The 16,209-nt window shown below is 56.6% G+C and carries 16 protein-coding genes; 6 read left to right on the plus strand and 10 right to left on the minus strand.

Going from position 1 to position 16,209, the window contains the following annotated elements:
* The first annotated feature begins 19 nt into the window (after positions 1-19).
* Positions 20-316: a type II toxin-antitoxin system TacA family antitoxin gene (locus tag IQ241_RS20235; protein ID WP_193910716.1), complete on the plus strand. Its 297-nt coding sequence runs from the start codon at positions 20-22 to the stop codon at positions 314-316.
* 3 nt (positions 317-319) lie between these two features.
* On the plus strand, positions 320-844 hold the full coding sequence (locus tag IQ241_RS20240; protein ID WP_193910718.1) for a GNAT family N-acetyltransferase: 525 nt from the start codon (positions 320-322) through the stop codon (positions 842-844).
* A 113-nt stretch (positions 845-957) separates the two neighbouring features.
* Here IQ241_RS20240 and IQ241_RS20245 read toward each other — a convergent pair whose 3' ends face one another.
* The 3 genes from IQ241_RS20245 to IQ241_RS20255 all read right to left on the minus strand — a co-directional run bounded on the left by IQ241_RS20245 (position 958) and on the right by IQ241_RS20255 (position 3,664).
* On the minus strand, positions 958-1,377 hold the full coding sequence (locus IQ241_RS20245; RefSeq protein WP_193910720.1) for a hypothetical protein: 420 nt from the start codon (positions 1,375-1,377) through the stop codon (positions 958-960).
* 134 nt (positions 1,378-1,511) lie between these two features.
* Positions 1,512-3,119: a CocE/NonD family hydrolase gene (locus IQ241_RS20250; RefSeq protein ID WP_193910722.1), complete on the minus strand. Its 1,608-nt coding sequence runs from the start codon at positions 3,117-3,119 to the stop codon at positions 1,512-1,514.
* 44 nt (positions 3,120-3,163) lie between these two features.
* Positions 3,164-3,664, minus strand: coding sequence for a cupin domain-containing protein (locus tag IQ241_RS20255; protein ID WP_193910724.1), 501 nt, complete (start codon positions 3,662-3,664; stop codon positions 3,164-3,166).
* 249 nt (positions 3,665-3,913) lie between these two features.
* Between IQ241_RS20255 and IQ241_RS20260 the strand changes: the two genes are divergently transcribed.
* On the plus strand, positions 3,914-4,666 hold the full coding sequence (locus tag IQ241_RS20260) for a hypothetical protein (RefSeq protein WP_193910726.1): 753 nt from the start codon (positions 3,914-3,916) through the stop codon (positions 4,664-4,666).
* Between the two features lie 8 nt (positions 4,667-4,674).
* Entirely contained in the window at positions 4,675-5,820 is a 1,146-nt protein-coding gene (locus IQ241_RS20265; protein ID WP_193910728.1) for a PP2C family protein-serine/threonine phosphatase, read from the plus strand.
* A gap of 6 nt (positions 5,821-5,826) precedes the next feature.
* On the opposite strand, the gene IQ241_RS20270 is transcribed toward IQ241_RS20265, so the two are convergent.
* From IQ241_RS20270 to thyX, 7 genes are all read right to left on the minus strand, one after another.
* Positions 5,827-6,147 carry an STAS domain-containing protein gene (locus tag IQ241_RS20270; protein WP_193910730.1) on the minus strand — a complete coding sequence of 107 codons (321 nt, stop codon included), beginning with the start codon at positions 6,145-6,147 and terminating at the stop codon, positions 5,827-5,829.
* A 100-nt stretch (positions 6,148-6,247) separates the two neighbouring features.
* Entirely contained in the window at positions 6,248-7,288 is a 1,041-nt protein-coding gene (locus IQ241_RS20275) for a glycerate kinase (RefSeq protein WP_322743721.1), read from the minus strand.
* On the minus strand, positions 7,281-8,993 hold the full coding sequence (locus IQ241_RS20280; RefSeq protein WP_193910732.1) for a DUF3352 domain-containing protein: 1,713 nt from the start codon (positions 8,991-8,993) through the stop codon (positions 7,281-7,283). The genes IQ241_RS20275 and IQ241_RS20280 overlap by 8 nt, the downstream gene beginning before the upstream one ends.
* A 150-nt stretch (positions 8,994-9,143) precedes the next feature.
* On the minus strand, positions 9,144-9,749 hold the full coding sequence (gene lexA / locus IQ241_RS20285) for a transcriptional repressor LexA (protein WP_193910734.1): 606 nt from the start codon (positions 9,747-9,749) through the stop codon (positions 9,144-9,146).
* A 181-nt stretch (positions 9,750-9,930) separates the two neighbouring features.
* Complete coding sequence (rpoD, locus tag IQ241_RS20290; protein ID WP_193910736.1) at positions 9,931-11,052, minus strand: RNA polymerase sigma factor RpoD; 1,122 nt, start codon at positions 11,050-11,052, stop codon at positions 9,931-9,933.
* A gap of 485 nt (positions 11,053-11,537) precedes the next feature.
* Positions 11,538-11,918: a response regulator gene (locus tag IQ241_RS20295; protein ID WP_193910738.1), complete on the minus strand. Its 381-nt coding sequence runs from the start codon at positions 11,916-11,918 to the stop codon at positions 11,538-11,540.
* A 559-nt stretch (positions 11,919-12,477) separates the two neighbouring features.
* Positions 12,478-13,200 (minus strand): FAD-dependent thymidylate synthase, encoded by a 723-nt coding sequence (thyX, locus tag IQ241_RS20300; protein WP_193910740.1) that lies wholly within the window; start codon positions 13,198-13,200, stop codon positions 12,478-12,480.
* Between the two features lie 351 nt (positions 13,201-13,551).
* Here thyX and IQ241_RS20305 point away from each other — a divergent pair, with 351 nt between their 5' ends.
* Together IQ241_RS20305 and IQ241_RS20310 are read left to right on the plus strand one after the other, a co-directional pair.
* A complete protein-coding gene (locus IQ241_RS20305) occupies positions 13,552-14,880 on the plus strand; it encodes a GTP cyclohydrolase II (protein ID WP_193910742.1) in 1,329 nt (442 codons plus the stop codon).
* 23 nt (positions 14,881-14,903) lie between these two features.
* Complete coding sequence (locus IQ241_RS20310; protein ID WP_193910760.1) at positions 14,904-16,148, plus strand: URC4/urg3 family protein; 1,245 nt, start codon at positions 14,904-14,906, stop codon at positions 16,146-16,148.
* The last annotated feature ends 61 nt before the right edge of the window (positions 16,149-16,209 follow it).

The raw sequence follows: 16,209 nt of genomic DNA on the forward strand, positions 1-16,209 counted from the left end.
TATAATCGGGATAAGCGATATGTCCGCCTCAGCCGGTGAAAGGCCCGTTAGCCAGACCCGCGATGTCACGATCAATATCCGAGCGAAGCAAAATCAACGTGATTTGATTGACTATGCGGCTGAAGTGCAGGGTAAGAGCCGCTCAGAGTTCATGCTGGAGTCGGCTTATCAAAAAGCTCAGGACGTTCTTCTAGACCGGCGTTTCTTTGGGTTGGATGAACACAAATTTAAGCAATTTGTGGCGCTGCTGGATGCACCCCCGGCACAAAATGAAAAGCTCCGCACCTTGCTGACAGCCCAGGCCCCCTGGGATTAGCCAGTGGAATTCGATCGAGAGCAGGACAGGCTTCGTCCGCCTGAAAAGCTGAATTCGTCCCATCGGCTTGAAAGCTTTGACTCAGGTAACGGTCAGCTAGATGACTGGCTGAAGCGTCGGGCTCTAAAAAATGAGCTGGGAGGAGCTTCGCGCACCTACGTTCTCTGCGCGGGTGAAGTCGTGATCGCGTACTATTGTCTGGCTAATGGCGCGATCGCACAAACCTCGGCGACCGGTCGGGTCCGGCGCAATATGCCCGACCCAATTCCAGTTATGGTAGTTGGCCGATTGGCGGTAGACCTTAAGTGGCAAGGTAAAGGTTTTGGGCGAGCTCTGCTGCGAGACGCCATTCTCCGTACTCTGCAAGCCGCTGAAATTGCTGGAATAAGAGCAATTCTGGTACATGCTATCTCGAAAGAAGCAAAGCAGTTTTATGAGAAGTACGGTTTCACGGCTTCACCAATTGACTCGATGACACTTATGGTGAAAGTTGCCGATGCCATCGCTTCACTAGGTTCGCAAACCTGAAGTCAAAATCTAAGCAGTAAAGTGGGTATCCAAGCTTAAAACGCATTGGTGCCAGGCATAGAAGTTTGCCTGGCACCGATGTGGATTGCCTATTTAGCTTTAAAGCAGCACGATTACTGAATTAGGTTGGCTTTGGACTGGTTGTCCAGATGCTCTAGCCGCAGCTTTTGAATTTCGCCTTTGTCGCGGCGGTCTAGCTCGCCCAGCCGGGTCGATTGCAGATTTTCGACTGCCTTGGATTGGTTATCCAGGAATTCCAAGCGAGTGGCCTGGATATCATCGACCGCTTTGGACTGGTTATCCAGGAACTCCAGCCGGGTGGCCTGGATGTCATCGACTGCCTTGGACTGGTTGTCGAGGTGTTCCAGGCGGGTGGCTTGAATATTCGTGACGGCTTTGGCACCGCCGCGATCGAGGACTTCAAAGCGGCTTTCCTGGAGAGCGGCGGGTTTGACTTCGGCGGCCTGGGCGGTGGGTGCGATCGCGACAGTCGCGACAGTCAGGGCGAGAGCGGCGAAGAAGTTGCTGTTCATGAGAATGAGCTCCTTGTGAATGGGTTTAAGCTTCATTACTCACTAGAATGCGATGCTCACCTGAGCTAGGTCTGATGCCAAACTGAGGTGAGCTTAAGGGGTTTCTGAGAAAGCTGAGGGTAGCTGAAAAGGCGTTAGCCGATAGCCGCTGAGGGCAGTACCGGAAGTAAAACCTTTGAGCCAGCACTTTGCCCGTGCTGAATCGTGAGCGTGATAATCTGAGCTTCGATTAGGCGAGCTGACTTAGCTGGATTGCCGGTGCCGGGATTGACAGGGTAAGCGGGAAAGCAGGCGGCGCTGAGGCTCAGGCGGAGGGCCTGGCCCAGGTTTAAGCGGAAGCAGGTGGGCTGTAGCGTGAGGCTGATGGGCTGGATGGCATCGCGATCGCACCGTCGATATCCCTGAGTCAGGTTATAGACTGTGCCGTCAGGATGCACCACCGACAGCACGGCGCAGAGGTCATAGCTGGCTGCGTCTGTCTGGCAAATGAGTTCTACTGCGGGCTCTCCCGCCACCTCCAGGCTGGCCTTTAGCGGGCCGGTCGTGTAGGTCAGCACGTCGCTGCGGCTGTCAATTTCGGTACGTTCGAAGCTGCCAGCAGGGATAGCCGCATGGCCGCCCCGGGCCGGGGCGGGCCGCCAGGGATCGTGAATTAAAACATCATCGCCATCGGATAGTGGCGCTTGGGACAGTTTGCCATCATCCGTGCGGATGCTGGCCAGACCGCTGCTGTGGAGAAAGTAACGCTGGGTTTCGGGCTGAGGCCAGGCGTCAAACCGCCGCCAGTGATTAGACCCCATTTCAAACCAACAGACCGGCGGCTGATCGAGCAGGTCGGTTAGCTTGCCCTTGAGAAAATGCTCGAACCAGCGAATCTGAACCTGATCCATCGGGCTAATGGCTTTGCTGCCAAAATCTACGGCACCTACCTTACGGCCCCAGGGAATGTGGCCCCAGGGGCCTACCCAGAGCTGTTGGGGCTGCGGGCTGCGGCTGGCCATCTCACGATAAAGTCTGAGATTTCCTCGCAGGTAGGGATCAAACCAGCCGCCAATGTGCAGCATCGGCAGGTCTACGGAGTCCAGCTGGGGGGTGAGGCTCTGCCAGTAGTCGTCTTCGGTCGGATGGTCGAGCCAGTCGTGAAAGAAAGATTCTGGCGCGATCGCGGCAAGCACCTCTGGCCGGGCCGGCACCGGATCGTTTAGGGGCAGCTGGCGAGCGGCGGCATAGAGCTGCTGATAGCGGGCCTCGTCGCCCGCCAGCCGAGCCGTCTCTGCTGCCAGCTGAATTGCCCAGCTTAGACCAATCTGAAGGCACAGCGCTCCGTTTTCATAGGCCCAGTCAGCGTAGGGATGGTAGCCCACCATTGCTGGCGCAATCGCCTTCAGCGCCGCCGGTTGAGCCTGAGCTGCATAGAGCTGGGTCATCCCCTGGTACGAAAAGCCGTACATCCCTACCTGGCCATCGCTGCCGGGAAGCTGCGCCGCCCAATTTACGGTATCTTCCCCGTCTGCTACTTCGTTAGCAAATAACTCAAATTTCCCGGCTGAGGTTCCCCGCCCGCGCACGTCCTGAATCACCACGATGTAGCCCTGGGCAGCGTACCAGGTGGGATGGGCATAGACGACGGTAGAGGCGATCTCGCGTCCGTAGGGCTGCCGCATCAGCAGTACGGGAAACGGCCCAGCTGCGTCGGGCCGGTAGACATCCGCATCTAGCCGGACGCCGTCGCGGGTGCGCATTGAGCAGGACTGGCAGGGTCGTAGCGGGAGTCGGGTGGCCAAGGCTAGGCGACCGACTGGGCCAGAGACTCGACCGGCAAGGGCGCGATCTCGCCATCCCGACGACCCAGCACGGCCATATCTTCCTCATCGAGCTCTACCGGGGTGCCGCTGCGGATCAGCTCGGCAAAGTTTTCGTTTGGAACCATAATCGAGAGCGTATACAGCCGGGTCGAGCCGGTATTTTCAATCGCATGAATTCCATTGGGCGGCACCAGAATGCTGTCACCGGCGCTAATCGGAACGGTTTTACCATCGCACATGGCCCGGCCTTCGCCCTTGAGGATAAAGAACATCTCTACCGCAAACTGATGACGGTTGGGCGGCGTTTTTCCACCGATGTCAAAAATTTCGACGCAGTAGGTCAGCGACATGTTAGCCGTCGTCGGGTCAAATACGATGGCCAGACGATTGGTGTCCTGGGGGCTGATCCGAAATGCCTGATAGTCTTTAGGAGACTTCAAAATTGGCAAAACGCAGCTATCGGTGGGCGAATCAATATCCATATCAAGGCAGTCCTAACGCTTTTCTGAACGCTTCTGAATCTATTACCGCAGCGCCTCTATGATGGCAAACTCTCCCGTTCTAGACTGGTCGTCAGGCTACAAATGTAACTAAGCTCAAAAATCGCCAGCGATCTCGCTCTGATTGAATATGGGAAAAGGCTGAGCCTATTCGCGTCAGCATAGATGCCAGACCCTGGGCAAAAATAGTACATTTGATCTAAAGCGTTAAACGGGCTAGAGGAAAATGCTATGGAACCCTTCCTAATCGTGAGCAATCTACTGCTGGTCGCCGTCACCGGGACCTATGCTTGGCTAGCCCATAAAACCACCCGGCAGCGCCAGCAAGAGGGCGATTTTTATCGCAGCGCAATCGAACGACAGCTGCAGATTACGGCGATGCCTCACCTATACTGGGATCTGCGATTGGCTGAAACCGATCAGACCCTAACCCTGGATGTGTTCAATATCAGCAGCGTACCCGCCTACGATGTCCATATCAGCCTAATTGGGGCCTACACCGAGGAGGCGCTTGATATTGCCAGCTTTATGCGCAGCTACGTGCAGCCGCGCTACCGCAAATATCCGCTTCAGTCTGACCAGGTAGGCTACTACGGCATTCGCAGCGCGCTGCGGCTGTCACTCTTACCGGCTCAGCAGAAGATTAGCCTGGCCCTGCCATTTCCATTGCTTCCCGTCGATGTTTATACCCTAGTACAGTATCGAGAACTATCTGGGGAAAACTACTATCAGGTTTGCTGCTTCTCAGCGCTAGATGAAAGCGGAGCCTACCGCGCTAACATTTTGGAGCCGACCGAAACCGAATCGATGGACCGTCTGCATTTGTTTGATCCTGAAAACTTCGAACTGCCTGAGGCAAAGCAGGCATGGCCCTACTACCTGGCCGATTTTATCGACCTGTGGAACCATGCCCTCTCCAGCCGCCTGACGGTCGCGACTCCCCTCCCTGAGCATATGCCGGTTAAAGCTGGGTACGACTTTTGAGTGAGCCTATGGCAGATATTCTAGTGATTGATGACGATCCGGTCATTCTCCAGCTGCTCCAGCGGCTGCTGCGCGAACAGGGCTACACGGTCGCGACGGCGGCTAGTGCCGAGATTGGCATGGCCCTAGCCGCTGACCTGTCGCCGCCGGTCATCATCTGCGACTGGCGACTGCTGCCTGGCGAAATTGATGGGATTGAGGTCTGCCAGCGGATTAAGCAAGACCCGCAGCTTGCGGCCACCTTCTTTTTGCTGCTGACCGGTCATACCGCGATCGCGAATCGGGTTCAGGCCCTAGAAGCGGGAGCTGACGACCTGTTAATCAAGCCAGTCGATATTGCTGAACTCAAGGCCCGCGTTAAGTCAGGGCTGCGGCTGCATGAGCTGGCCCACGACCTGCAGCGGCAAAAGCAGCGGCTTGAAGCCGAGCTGAAGGAAGCGGCAGACTATGTACGATCGCTGCTGCCCCGCGACATGCGCGATCGCGTCCGCATCAACGCTCGCTTTTTTCCTTCCCGACAGCTTGGGGGCGACTGTTTTGACTATTACTGGCTTGACCCTGACTATCTGATGATCTATCTGCTGGACGTGTCGGGGCATGGGCTGGGAGCGGCGCTGCTCTCGACTTCGGTGCTGAACGTACTGCGATCGCAGTCACTGCCCGACGTCAATTTTTATCGACCGGAAAAGGTGCTGGCCGGGCTGAATGAGATGTTTCAGATGGACGGCCAGAACGACAAGTATTTCACCATCTGGTATGGCGTCTACAATCAGGCCACCCGTCAGCTCGTCTACGCCAGCGCTGGGCATCCCCCCGCCGTGCTGCTGACCGACAGAGGCAAGCCGCAGCCGCAGATTGAGCGATTGCGGACGTCGGGAATGCCAATCGGGATGATGCCGGAGTCTACCTATGCCTGGGAACGCTGTCAGATACCGCCGGACAGCCGCCTATATTTGTTCAGCGACGGCGTCTACGAAGTGCAGCAAGAGAATCAGGAATTACTCGGCCTGGAGGGGTTTATCCAACTCCTGCGCCTTGCTCAAGCAGACACCTACCCCAGTCTTGACTGGCTGCTCCAGCAAATTGAGGTGCTACGCATTCGCAATACCGTCTTTTCAGACGACCTGTCGCTGCTGGAGGTTAATTTCGGCTAGCGTCGACTAGCGGATCGCCCGACTTTCAAAAGCAGACCGATCGGGAAAAATTTCAAACACCTGATCCATGCTGGTCAGCTCAAACAGCATCCGCACCTGGTCGTTCATTGAGCAGATATACATCTCGCAGTCTCGGGCTCGAACCCTTTTTAGTACCGAAACCAGCGCTCCCAGCCCCGAGCTATCGACAAAAGTAATCTCTTTGAGGTCAATCAGCAGAACCTTAGCACCAGACTGCAAAGCCGCTTCGACCTGAGTCCGAAACGCCTCACCTTTGATGCTGTCTAAAATCCCTGAAGGCTCAATGAGCGCAGTGCTCGCATCCATATTTACCATTGTTTTGACCATCCCCATCTTATACCGGTCTTACCCATTCTCGACCGCACCCGGTCAGCCCATAGCCGACAGCCCCCGATAGAATACCCGGTTAGGGCCGGTAGACTGCACCTAGACCCCGGTCTGAGCTCACCTCAATCACCAGATTCACTCCGCCATTCTGGACCAGCGGCGGAATGAACAGCTGCGGGTGTAGCGCTCGCCAAAAGAAGTGAACAAAATCTCGCACGTCAGCATCAGACATGCCGTCTCTCCCCTCAGATCGCATGGCGGCTTCCGCCAGCTGCCGCCACCACAGCGATAGCCGATAGTCCTCTGGTAGCAGCAGGGTCAGCTGGTCGAGCAGTGACCACAGCGGCAGGTAGTCTGCCAGTCGGCGATTCATCTCTAGGGCAAACTGTCGGTCAGCAGCGGTTTCAATCGGGCTGGGCGGCTGGTCAAAAGCCCCCTCGCCAATTGGCCGCAGCCCCACGCACCAGCCCTCGAATAGAACAATGCTGGCTTGGACCACCGGTTCATCTGAGACGCGATCGCCCGCCCCTGCCCGCAGCGATTTGTCAAACCGTGGAATCATGACTGGCTGAGTCGGTGCGGCTCGCAGCTGGCGCAGCACCTGTATGGCCAGGCCGATATCGTGGGTCCCCGGCGGCCCGCGCCAGACCAGCCGGGGATCGCAGTGACGCAGCTGCTCACGCTCAGCGTAGGTTTTATAGAAATCGTCGATAGACAGACAGACAGCGGTCTGCCCTAGCTGGGCTAGGATTCGCTGAAGAATCTGCGCTAGGGTCGTTTTGCCTGTCCCCTGAGCGCCTAGAATGCCATGAATCAGCGGTCGCTTCAGACGGATTTGCGCGATCGCAATTTGCCGAGCCAGCGGTAGCCATAGCGACCACAGCAGCGGTATCTGTTCTTGCCAAGCTGAGCTCATTAAAGGGAGCTGCGGCGTCTGTAAACACCGCTGGAGCAAGTCAGCCCGCTCAGCGATACGCGCCAGCCCATTCTCAGCGGTGATTTGCCAAGCCCTGGCTCGCCGGGTATCGGCCAGTTCCCACGCCAGCAGCGCCTGCCGCTGCTCAGCGGTCGGGGTCAGCCCCCGACCCCAGTCGCGCACAATTGACCAGAGCTCAGCCACGCTCAGTCACAGTTTCTACCAGGCGGATAAAAAGCCCCCCCTGCTGCTGGTCAGCCCCTCCCGAGTAGCGGCTGAGGGCGATCCCATCCAGATGCTCAAACAGCGGCTGTGCGACCACCTTAGCTAAGCTCAAGGACGGTAGTAGGGGCGTCGCAATCGGCTCTAGCTGAGGCCAGTTGAGATAGAGATAGCCGTTATTCGGCGTCTCTAGCGCCGCTGTGGCTTGGAGAAAAGCGGACGAGTCGAGCAGAGACGCCTGGGGCGCGGTCAGAGCCTGCTCTAGAGCAGCTAGCGAGGTCGCGAAGATTTCGTAGTCACCGACCCGGGCATGGAGCCCTAGCACCTCGGTATCGAGCTGATTGTTTTGACGATCCGTCTGTAGCCGGGTCCAGGCCGTTGCCCTAGCCGTACTGCGGCCTGCCTGATCGAGGGCGACGGTAGAAACGCTGTAGCCTTGGGTGAGCGCTTGGCGATCAAGGTCAGCGATCGCGGCCTCACTGTCTGCCGTCTGCTCGGCGATCAAAATCCAGTCGGGCTGCCGCTCTCCTGGCAGCAGACCCAGCGCATACTCACCGGTGATCCAGCTCCAGCGGGCGCTGTCTGGCCCGGATTCAAGTTCGGTCATAGACTGCTGACCCATGGCAATTAACCGTGACCCCAGTTTCGGTACAATCCCGAGCCCATTTAGACTGTCGAGCACCGGCGGCAGATTGCGGCTACCCACTGCGATCGCGGTATCCGGAGGCAGATATCGCAGTGCCTGCACAGGCTCCCTTAGCGCTGGCAGCTCCGGCAGCTGCGCCCTGCCAGGCTGCAAAATCCAATCGGCTAGCAGGCCCAGCCGCGTCAGCGAAAACCCCAAATTGAGCACAGGCGGCTCGTCTGGCGGCAGGGTTTCCTTACTGGGCAACGAGTCCTGGCCCAGTAAGGAAAGCAGTTCCTTCAGCCTGACCTGAGCTAAACCAATCCGGTTAGGCGACAGCTGGAGCAGCGACTGCCGTTGGGTTGGCGTATCGGCCAGGCTAAGCGGTAGAGACTGGGCGCTGCTGAGGCTGCGGCGCAGAATTTGCGGATTGTTCGCAAAGAGGACAAACTGCTGGCCGACGGCGGCAGTCGCGATCGCGCTGCCGGGCTGCTCTACATCGCTGTAAATCAGCTGAACACCGTTGAGCTTTGCAAATACCGGCGGTCTGCCCTGGAGCGCCTGCCGCTGCCAAAACAGTTGCAAGAACGGGCGGGCACTCTGCCCTGGCCTCACCGCAGCCACGATTAAATAGCCCATCTGCTGGCCATTTTCAGGAATGCGGTCGAGGTCGAGATCGACAATCGCCGCCGTGACTTCATCGCCTAGCCAGGGCTGAATATCGTTCTCATAGTCGAGCCCCGTGCTAACGGCTAGGCTGCGCTTTAGCCGCTCAGCCTCGGCCTCCGCCTGGCGACGCTGCTGGGGAGAAGTGAGTATCTGGCGTAGGGACAGCAGGCGATCGGGCCGAGTCAGCAGTGTCAGCACTATCGGTGACTGCCGGGGGACAAACACAGACGCCACGGCTGACGGCTGCTCGGCGCCTTGGAGCAAGGCTATAGGACTCTGAGCGATGAGCTGCCAGAAGCCACTAACCCCAACGCCCAAGAGTAGGGCGACCGCCACCAGCAGCGCTGTCAAAAAAATCCGAAACCGAATGCGAATAGGGGCAGTTGCCGCCATTTTAAAAGCGTTGCTCAAAAACGCTACGCTGAAACGCCTGGATGCACCGCGCGGCTTGCCCTGACCTGAGACAGCCAGCCGCGGCGCGCACAGACAGTGTATCCCGTTTACTGACCCATTTATCGGCTTTAGGGCAGCTAATAGCAGCGCTCAGCTCAGCTCTCGGTTGCGCCAGACGGCAACCAAACGGCCCTGAATATCGACTTCATTGGCTGGATACTGCATGGGCTCATAGCGAGTATTGGCGGGCTTTAGCAGGATGTGGTCTTTTTCGCGATGATAGTATTTCAGCGTTGTCGTACTCTCGACTCGGGCGGCCACAATCGTACCGTTGCGGACGCGAGAAGGCTCCTGCACTTTGCGCATAATGACGATGTCGCCGTCGTCAATCAGGGCGTCAATCATGCTGTCGCCCCGAACCTGTAGCGCAAAATCCCCGTCCTTAAAGGTCATCGCCGTCAGGTCAAGTTGCTCAACGCTATCGGTAAAGGTTTCAACCATTGAACCTGCCGCAATCGCGCCCAAAATTGGGACGCCCTGGGGCTCGTGCAAAATCCGAATCGTCCGGGCCTGGCCCTCGCTCCAGTCGATATATTCCTTATTGCGCAGATGTTCCAGCCGACTCTGAATCGGGGCAGGGGACTTTAGCTTCATCGCCCGCATCATCTGCCGAATCGAGGGCGAGTGGCGATTTTCCCGAATATATTGGACCAGCCAATCGTATAGCTCCTGCTGAGCTTCCGTCAAAGATTCCATCTGCGATCGCCTGCTATACCCTTTACAAGAACAAGCGTACCAATAAAACCCAGATTTTGTCTATACCTGGCGTAATTTTTTTTACCGGCTTCCCGGCAAGAGCTGCCTGACTCAAAATGACTGCCGGCACAGCTAATAAAGCCGTGTCGGCAGTCTAGGTTCAATTCGCCAACCCCGTAATCTAGCGAATATATTCTTTCAAAACGCTATTGCGATTGGGGTGGCGCAGCTTGCGTAGGGCCTTAGCTTCAATCTGGCGAATCCGCTCGCGGGTGACGTTGAAAATTTGGCCAATTTCTTCCAGAGTCTTCATCCGACCGTTGTCCAGGCCGTAGCGCAGCCGCAGCACGTCGCGCTCGCGCGGGCTAAGGGTGCTGAGGACGCTTTCCAGGTCTTCGCGCAGCAGACTCTTCGACACTTCATCCTCCGGCGTTTCACCATCGGACTCGATAAAGTCGCCTAGCCGTGAATCCTCTTCCTTACCAATGGGCGTTTCCAGCGAGATCGGCAGCTGGGCTGACTTGGCGATAAAGCGCAGCTTCTCGATCGTCATCTCCATCCGAGTGGCGATTTCTTCCTCGGTAGGCTTGCGACCCATTTCTTGCGAGAGCAGCTTGGTCGTCTTCTTGATGCGCGAAATGGTTTCGTAAAGGTGAACCGGCAGGCGAATTGTGCGGGACTGGTCTGCGATCGCGCGGGTAATGGCCTGGCGAATCCACCAGGTGGCGTAGGTTGAAAACTTGTAGCCTTTCTCGTGGTCAAATTTCTCTGCGGCGCGAATCAGACCCAGGCTGCCCTCCTGGATCAGGTCCTGAAACGAAAGGCCCCGATTCATATATTTCTTGGCAATCGAAACGACTAGCCGCAGGTTGGACTGCACCATCTTATCTTTGGCGCGGCGGCCCAGATGCAGGCGACGACGAAAAGCTGCTAGCGGCATGTCAACAGCATTGGCCCAGTCAGCATCGGTGGGCTCGTCTTCCAGCTGGTCGGCAATATCGTCGCGAATCCGCTCTAGCTCTAGAAGATCGGCAATTTTTCGAGCGAGCTCGATTTCTTCTTCGGCTCTGAGCAGGCGGATGCGGCCAATTTCTTGCAGGTAGAGGCGAATTGAGTCTTCGGTATAGTGCTTCTTTTTCGTTTGAGTGGTGCGACGACGAGCGGGTTTGCTCTTTTCGGCTTTAGTCGGTCCTGCTGCCTCATCTGAAGCGTCAAATCTCCCGTTGGACCCGTCAGTGTCAATTAGGGCATCTATATGACTTTTGGGTGAGAGAGTTTCGAGTACGTTATTAGCCTGGGTCATGCCGCGTTCCTCATGCTCCTTGTATGTAACGAATGGGGGTTAAAGCAATTAGCACCAAAAACTTTGATAGGTTGAGCTGTCTTGAGCATAGGAGTGAGCGCTAATCTGCCTATCGGTAGATAGTCAAACTAGCGAACAATGCCGGACAATATGTCAACATATCAATATTGCTTAAAGTTTCTTGACTAAATTGCGGTTGTTCAGAGTATGTACGGATGCTTAATCCATCCGTATTCATACGGTAGAGCCAGTTCCTGACTCAATCTAACTGATTGTAGCTGTTCTAACAAAAAATGCACCCCTTCGGGCAATAAAGGTTAGAACCTCTGACGCTGCATCCGTATTCTTACAGTGGTAGCACGCGTTATTTAAGAACCTGTAGGGACGGCGGAATTTTCTCTGCCCAATTTACGAATTGCGCCGGTTGATGCGTATCGCAGTGCAGCAGCAGCGCTGGGCTGGTAGCAGCGCTAGCTGCACCGGTGCTAGCCGCAGAACTGCTTGACCACGGCCGATTCGACCACAGCTGATAGGATGTCCCGACTCAGCGGTTTGACTAAAAAACCATCAATTCCAGAAGTTTGCCCCGGAGGAAACCAAGAGGGCTCATCGGGCTCAGTCAGGGCCACAATTGTGACTCCAGCGGGCCAAATACTGTCCCGCAGACGCTGCACGACCGGCTGCGACCAATTCTGATGATTTCCTGACAAAATAACTAAGTATGGTCGTTCTTGCTCAACTCGGGCAACGGCTTGGTCAGCAGAGTCGGTGAGCACCATCAGGTAGCTGAGATGCTGTAGCTGGGCATCTAGAAAGTCTTGGGGCTGCTGACCCAGCACCAGAATATAGCCTTGGGGAATGGTCATAGGGGCTGTAGAACACCTGATTTCAGGTAAAGTGACTGGTGAAATAACTAGGGCTCGTATCTAAGCGTGAATCGTCATTTAATAAAGATTGAAATAAAGATTGAATTCAATCATCTAAGCCGGTCCAAGAAAAAATAATCTATAGACTGTTCTAACGGTTGATCAGTGATATTTTCAGCTTAAGAGGAAATCTCTAATAAGTTGTCACCAGTCGATTAGATCGCAAACTTCTTATTGAGTCTTTGCAAAAGTCAAACTTGCCCCGACTGCGGGCCTGAATGGCTATGGGAAAACCCCTGGCGGTACTCTGAAGCCCTGTTTTTCATAGAGCTCCAGTATTTTAGAAGCTAGTAAAGCAATAGCGGCATCTATGAAAGAAGCGTTATCCAAAAAGCCGTCCTGCATTTTCAGTTACTGAACTTTACCTTGAAAATCAAAAATCAAAAGGGCGTACTCTGAAATCAGGTTAAAGTCGAAAAACCTTGGATTTTCTTAATTATTTGGCGAAGCTGCTACGGTCGATGAAGCGAATATTTTTAGCTCAAAGAGATGACAGAACCTAAGGCGACAGGCGGGCCTTTTTGAGCCGGTTTTCCTCATACCAGGCTGCGATCGCGGGTACCCAAGCTTGAAAATGAGGCCACATCGCCTCGCAGAGCTTCTGGGCCTCCAGCTGGGCATCGGCCTTCCAGCGCAGATCGAGCAGGTGCATCATCGACCGCACGTTGGCCGAAAGCACCCAGTGCTGACGTACGTCAAACGGGATCAGACCGCGGGCATGCTCTTCGGAAAAGCCTTGGCGGATGCGGTCGGCGTAGCGATCGCAGGCCTGCCGACACCAGTCCAGATCCTGCTGTCGCTGCTCGGCGCTGTACTCATATTTTTTGCCCTGCCGGTCGGTATAGGCGCCCAGCGGCCGCAGGTAAAAGACCTCATCGACGTCTCGCTTGCCCTCAACGACATCGAGCAGCCGTCTGCCGGTATATCGAAAGGATTGGACATCGAAGGAGATGCCCACCCGATGGGTGCGAAGCTGCTGCATCGTGCTGTGGGGAAACCAGCCGCAGTTCAGCACAATTTGGGGATGTTCTAGCGGACCGTAGTGACCCCGCCCGCCCTTGAGCAGATTGCGAATCACCAGCTCGCCGCATTTGGCTTCGCTAGGCCAGCTCTCGCGCTGATCCCAGACGAACGCCTCGGCATAGTCCTGATGCATGGCCGCATAAATCGTGCGCTGGGGTTCTGGTGTTTGGGAAATGACCTCGACTTTGAAGCGATCCATAGGGAAAAGGAATCAAGTATTAAGATATATTGCCTTCCATCTCGGCCAGCCTGGCTAGCGCCGTCCTAAAATGGAGAGAAGTTCTAGCATCGTACCCTGCTGGACGATCCGGTCAGCAGCTTTAGGAAATCTAAACCTCTATCTCGGTTGACCCTTTAATTCAAATAATTCTTCAAAGAGTTTTTCGAAAATTTGCTGATGGAACTGCCTGAATTCAGGTTAAGTCACCAGGTTTTTAGGCTAAAAACTTAGTAGGAAGGCGTTTGTTAGCCCATTGTCAGCTTAGAGCAGGCTTGATTGACTCTGAGCTCTGCACCGTTCTTTATGTATTGAAGCTCGCCAGAGGTATCTATGACAGAAGCCGTTATTCCCCCTGAGTCTCCAGTATCTCAAACTGGCTCTCCAGAAACTCAGACAGCTGACAGTGTGGCGGGCAAGTCCGAGCGTCCCCGCCATATTATTCTGACCTCCCATCCCAATCGGTTTGGCTCAAAGGCGCAGCCGATTGAATGGGGAGCCTCCGACCCGCTTCAGCGAGGCCCAGTGGTCGCGACCGTAGGCGATCCTGACCACCGCAATGTGATTGGTACCCATTCCGGCAGCTACGCTGTCTATCGCGCCCTGGCCGTGGCCAGCGGCGATCTACAGCGCGACCATCGGCCCGACCTGACCGACACCTCGCCGTCGCTCAAAATTGGCCCCTACCCCAGCTGGTCCGACCCCAATCAGATTGTCTCCCTCGATCCCTACGGGGCTCTAGTCGGTGAGATTTACCAGTCGCTATATGCCCAGGGCTTCGATATTCGTCCAACGATCGCGATTACTAAAGCCCACATTCAAATGCCAGAGCTGCAGGCGGCGGTGAGCCAGGGCTGGCTCAAGGAAGATGGCGTGATTATGAAGTCAGGTGGCGACCTGGTGGTGACGAAGGCGGCGATCGAGCCGGTCTGGTATCTGCCGGGGATTGCCGCCCGGCTCGGGGTAGCTGAGAACGATCTGCGCTACGCCCTGTTTGAGCAGACCGGCGGCATGTTTCCTGAGCTGGTCACTCGCCTTGACCTGAAGGTATTTTTGCCCCCTATCGGCGGTCTCACTATTTATATTGTGGGCGATTTAGACGCTATCCACGACCCCGATCGCCCGCTGGCGGTGCGGGTGCATGACGAATGCAACGGCTCGGACGTGTTCGGCTCGGACATTTGCACCTGCCGCCCCTACCTGGTGCACGGGCTGGCCACCTGTGTCGAAACGGCGCAGTCGGGCGGTGCGGGCGTGATTGTCTACTTCCGAAAGGAGGGCCGAGCCCTGGGGGAGGTGACCAAGTTCCTGGTCTACAACGCCCGCAAGCGTCAAAGCGGCGGTGATAGTGCCGATGCCTACTTTACCCGGACAGAATGCGTCGCGGGCGTTCAGGATATGCGCTTCCAGGAGCTAATGCCCGACGCGCTGCACTGGTTGGGCATCAGCCGAATTGACCAGTTCGTTTCCATGAGTAATCTGAAGTACGACGCGATCGCCAAATCCGGCATTGAAATCGTCGAGCGCGTGCCTATTCCCGACGCGCTAATTCCCAGCGATGCCCAGGTTGAAATTATGGCGAAGAAGGCCTCGGGCTATTTCAGCTCGACCCCGACCCCAGCCGACGACCTATCGCAAACCAAGGGACGCCAGTGGGACTAACCAATCCATTTGCTGAGCCAGAGATAGAGACCGATCCGGACTCCCCAGCTGTCGCTGAGGTCATCCGCTATCTGCAATCCCCTCAGGCAATCAGGGAACGCTGCGGCGATTTGTTTGAGCTCGCCTGCCAGGATCGGCTGCCACATTTTCGCTGCGTCCCGTCTCAGCTGGGCCGTGTGGCCGACTATGTGATTGAGGTAACGCGATCGCGCTATCCCCAGCTCGACATTCCCTTTCATTCCCGCTGGCGACATTTTGAGGTTGAGGGTCAGTCGCTGCTGGCCCGGTTTGAACCCGCCTGGAACCAGCTGTCGGCCCTGGAGCGAGCCCGGGCCGAGGCCGACCTGGCAATGACCAGCGTCCTATTAGACGCCGGAGCCGGAGCGGCTTGGCAGTACCAGGATGCTGAGAGCGGGCAGGTGTACAGCCGGTCGGAAGGGTTGGCGATCGCCAGCCTCAACGCCTTTCGTCAGGGCCTATTTTCCTCCCAGCCCGAGCAGCCCTGGCAGGCCGACTCGGCTGGCCTACGGCAGCTCACCCTAGACCAGCTCGCCGACAGCTTCCAGGTCAGCGAACAAAACCCGCTGGTGGGCTTAGAGGGCCGCTGGCAGCTGTTGCAAAAGCTGGGAGCCGTTATCCAAGCGCAGCCCCAGCGCTTTGGCTCGCCACCCCGCCCTGGCCATCTGATCGACTCTTTGCAGACTCAGGCGGTAGCAGGCCAGATCGCGGCAGCGCAGGTCTTGCAGGCCGTTCTCGAAGGACTAGGCGATATCTGGCCGGGACGCAGCGAAATTGCTGGCTTCAACCTAGGCGACGTCTGGCCCCATCCGGCCCTCCCCCAGACCGGTCTGGGCAGCCAGCTCGTCCCCTTCCACAAACTCTCCCAGTGGCTCACCTATTCCCTGCTAGAGCCGCTCCAGGAGCTGGGGCTTGCGGTCACCCAGCTAGACGCCCTCACCGGCCTAGCCGAATATCGCAACGGCGGCCTCTTCATCGACCTGGGCCTATTCCATCCCAAGCAGTCCGCCATCCTGACCCAGGCCCACGCCCCCGGCTCGCCCCCAATTGTGGAATGGCGAGCCCTAACCGTCATTGCGCTAGACCGCGTCGCCACCGAAATCCGCCAGCGCCTAAACCTCAGCGACACCACCCTACCCCTCCCCAAAATTCTCCAAGGCGGCACCTGGGCCGCCGGTCGCCAAACCGCCGCCGTCCGACCCGGCGGAAAGCCGCCCATTGAAATCGCCAGCGACGGCACCGTCTTCTAATCCTCTTTACTCTTTACTCTTTACTCTTCCCTCTTCACTCCATCACCCCCCTACTCCTGTC

The organism is Vasconcelosia minhoensis LEGE 07310, from assembly GCF_015207255.1.
Lineage (GTDB): Bacteria > Cyanobacteriota > Cyanobacteriia > Phormidesmidales > Phormidesmidaceae > Vasconcelosia > Vasconcelosia minhoensis.